The sequence below is a fragment of the Stenotrophomonas sp. HMWF003 genome, assembly GCF_003061285.1.
GTDB classification, from domain to species: domain Bacteria; phylum Pseudomonadota; class Gammaproteobacteria; order Xanthomonadales; family Xanthomonadaceae; genus Stenotrophomonas; species Stenotrophomonas maltophilia_AP.
The window spans coordinates 1-2,816 of sequence record NZ_QAIW01000119.1; the positions used below are offsets into that span (position 1 = coordinate 1).

Here is a 2,816-nt window from a genome sequence, read left to right on the forward strand (position 1 = left end):
TTCATCGGCATGCGCGCCGCCGGGCAGCTTGGCCACCACGTTGCGGGTGATGACCTGCTCACGCTTGAGCTTGAAGTCCACCGACAGGCGCGCATCGCCGAGCGCCACCGGCTTGAACGCCGGGGTCATGGCCTTGCGCTTTTCGGCGTCGAAATCCAGGCCGGCGTCGCGGAAGAGCTGTTCGGCCAGGCTGCGCTGCATCCAGCCGCGCACCGGCACGTGCTGGGCCAGCGCCTGCTCGGGGGTGCGCTCGATATCGAACAGCGGCGAGGTGCCCGAGCTCTTCACCGTGGCCCAGCCATACGCGGCCGGCGCGGTTTCATGCACGATCAGCACGCCCTGCGCGCCGCGGCGGGCGGCCTCTTCGAACTTGTAGGTCCAACGGCCGTAGTAGGTCACCGCCTTGCCATCGAACGCGCCCGGCTGGTCGGCCTCGAAGTCGGCATCGTTGATCAGCACCACGGCGATCTTGCCGTGCAGGTCCACGTCCTTGTAGTCGTTCCACTGCCGCTCGGGCGCGTCGATGCCGTAGCCGACGAACACCAGCGGCGCGTCCTTGATGGCCACCGCCTGCTGCGGGCGCAGGCTCTGCAGGGTCACGTCCTCGCCATTGGCCAGGGTGCGGGTGCTGCCCTTCTGGCGCAGCTGCGCGCGCACCGGGCCATCGACCTGGGCGCGCACCATCGGCACCGGCTGCACCCAGCTGCCGTCCACACCGCCGGGCTGCAGGCCGTACTTTTTGAATTCCTCGATCAGGTACTGGACCGTGCGCTCTTCGCCCGGCGTCGCCGGGGCGCGGCCTTCGAACTCGTCCGAGGCCAGGATGCGCACGTGCCGCGACAGTGCCTGCGGGTCGATGCCGCCGCCGGGCAGGTCATTGGCCGCGTGGGCCAGACCACCCACGAACAGGCAGGACGACAGCAGCAACATGCGCATCGGATTCACGGCAGGCACCAGCACGGAAAGCAAGGGCCTGCGAGTGTAACGTGACACCTGCATGACCGTGCACCGTCAGCGGCGATCGCGATCCAGCCAGCAGGCCAGGCCCTGCGCATTGAGCTCGATGTCCATCGCCAGCACCTGGGTCACCGCCGCGTCGTCAAGACGGCAGCCGTGCGCCTGCGCGCGCTCCAGGTACAGCGCGGTCAGCGCCGCCACCAGGCAGCGGTGGCGGTCGGGCCGTGCATTGCACTGGTGCCCGATGTGGACCATGGCATCGATCTGCTCGACCAGGTCGGCGGCCAGCCTGGCCACGTCGTCGACGCGACCGTAGTGGGTCAGGAACATCGCCTGCGGCGCGAACGCCATCAGGCGGGCAATCGACTGTTTCAGCGGTTCCGGGTCGAACTGCACCGGCGAGGAGGTGGGCACGATGAACGCGCCACGGTCGCTGTCCAGCTCGCGGTAGGACAGCCCGAAGGTGTCGCCGGTGAACCATGCGCGGCTGCGCGCGTCCCACACGCACAGGTGGTGGCGCGCGTGGCCGGGGGTATCGATGCAGAGCAGGCTGCGCCCGGCCAGGTCCACGCAGTGGCCGTCGTCGGCGATGACCACGCGGTCGGGGCTGACCGGCAGGATCGGGCCGTAGCTGCGCTCGATCTGCGACCGCCCATATACCTCGGTCGCCCCGGCGATCAGCCGGGTTGGATCGACCATGTGCGGTGCACCGCGCGGATGCACCACCAGCCGGGCGTGGGGCAGCTGCTGCATCAGCAACCCGGCACCGCCGGCGTGGTCCAGGTGTACGTGGGTGAGGATCAGCCAGTCCACCGCGTCCACGGACAGCCCGGCGCGCTGCAGCGCGGCCAGCATCGCGGGCACGGCCAGCCCGGTGCCGCAGTCGATGAAGGCGGCGCGGCCGTTTTCCACGACCAGGTAGGCCGCGTCGAAACTACCGCGTTGCATGAAGCCGGTATCGATGGTGTGGATGCTGGGGTCGAACGACATCGGATCATCCCGGACGGATTACGCCCCCATCTTAGGACGATCCGTTCGTTGGCTTCGATGCGGCTTTGGTCGCACGTCCGGCCAACCAGGAGGTGCGCAGCAGAATGGCAGCCACCAGCACCGCCAGGAACGCACCGTAGGCGTACAGCACCGCGAGCACCTGGCGCCAGATCGGTCCGGCATCGGATTGCACCACGCCGATATGGTGGCCCCACAGCATCGCCGCGATGCTGAGCACGAAGGCCAGCAGCAGCGCGACCGCATCGAATGTGCGCCGCGCCGCATCGCGCGGTTGCCGCGGGAACAGCCAGTAAAGCGCACCCAGCAGCACGAACCAGGGCAGGAACAACAACAACGACAACCAGGCCATCGCAGTCTCCCCTTCAGGATGCCCGCATCATGCCACGTGCCCGAACCGGTAGCGCCGGCCGCTGGCCGGCACCACGCACTACCGCGATCGCTTGGTTGCCGGCCAGCGGCCGGCACTACGGATCGCCGCGGCCGACATTACCCGCGCAGTTCCTGCAGCGCGGCCAGCACCACGTCCACTTCGGCGTCCAGCTTGAACAGCTCGCTCTGCAGCCCATCGCCGTGTTCGGTCTGCTTGAGCACGCCGATCAGCTGGCCGGCATCGCGCGGCGAATCAAAGCCCTCGCTCTGGATCAGCAGGCTGCCGTCACCGGCCAGCAGCTTGAAGTAGAAGCGGCCGTCCTGCTCGCGGTACTGCTTGAACAGCGGCGGTGCCGCACGCGCTTCGGTGCTGGCATCACCGGCGATGTCGCCGGCGCTGGACAGGTCACGCAGGCCCACCGCGTGGCGCAGCTCCTTGAGCAGCGGAATGGCGTACTGCTCGCGCAGCTGCTGGCCAC

At 68.8% G+C, this 2,816-nt stretch carries 2 protein-coding genes and 2 pseudogenes; all 4 read right to left on the reverse strand.

Annotation, left to right across the window (positions count from 1 at the left end):
• A pseudogene (locus DBR34_RS04675) lies at positions 1–936 on the reverse strand (PA domain-containing protein); the annotation flags it as partial.
• A 75-nt stretch (positions 937–1,011) separates the two neighbouring features.
• Positions 1,012–1,947 carry an MBL fold metallo-hydrolase gene (locus tag DBR34_RS04680; protein WP_128095909.1) on the reverse strand — a complete coding sequence of 312 codons (936 nt, stop codon included), beginning with the start codon at positions 1,945–1,947 and terminating at the stop codon, positions 1,012–1,014.
• A 31-nt stretch (positions 1,948–1,978) separates the two neighbouring features.
• Positions 1,979–2,317: a hypothetical protein gene (locus tag DBR34_RS04685; protein WP_128095910.1), complete on the reverse strand. Its 339-nt coding sequence runs from the start codon at positions 2,315–2,317 to the stop codon at positions 1,979–1,981.
• 137 nt (positions 2,318–2,454) lie between these two features.
• Positions 2,455–2,816 (reverse strand): annotated as a pseudogene (locus DBR34_RS04690) (tryptophan--tRNA ligase); the annotation flags it as partial.

Bases quoted from the DNA above. Each gene is read 5' to 3' on its own strand.
- DBR34_RS04680 (WP_128095909.1), bottom strand. From the start codon at position 1,947: ATGTCGTTCGACCCCAGCATCCACACCATCGATACCGGCTTCATGCAA.
- DBR34_RS04685 (WP_128095910.1), bottom strand. From the start codon at position 2,317: ATGGCCTGGTTGTCGTTGTTGTTGTTCCTGCCCTGGTTCGTGCTGCTG.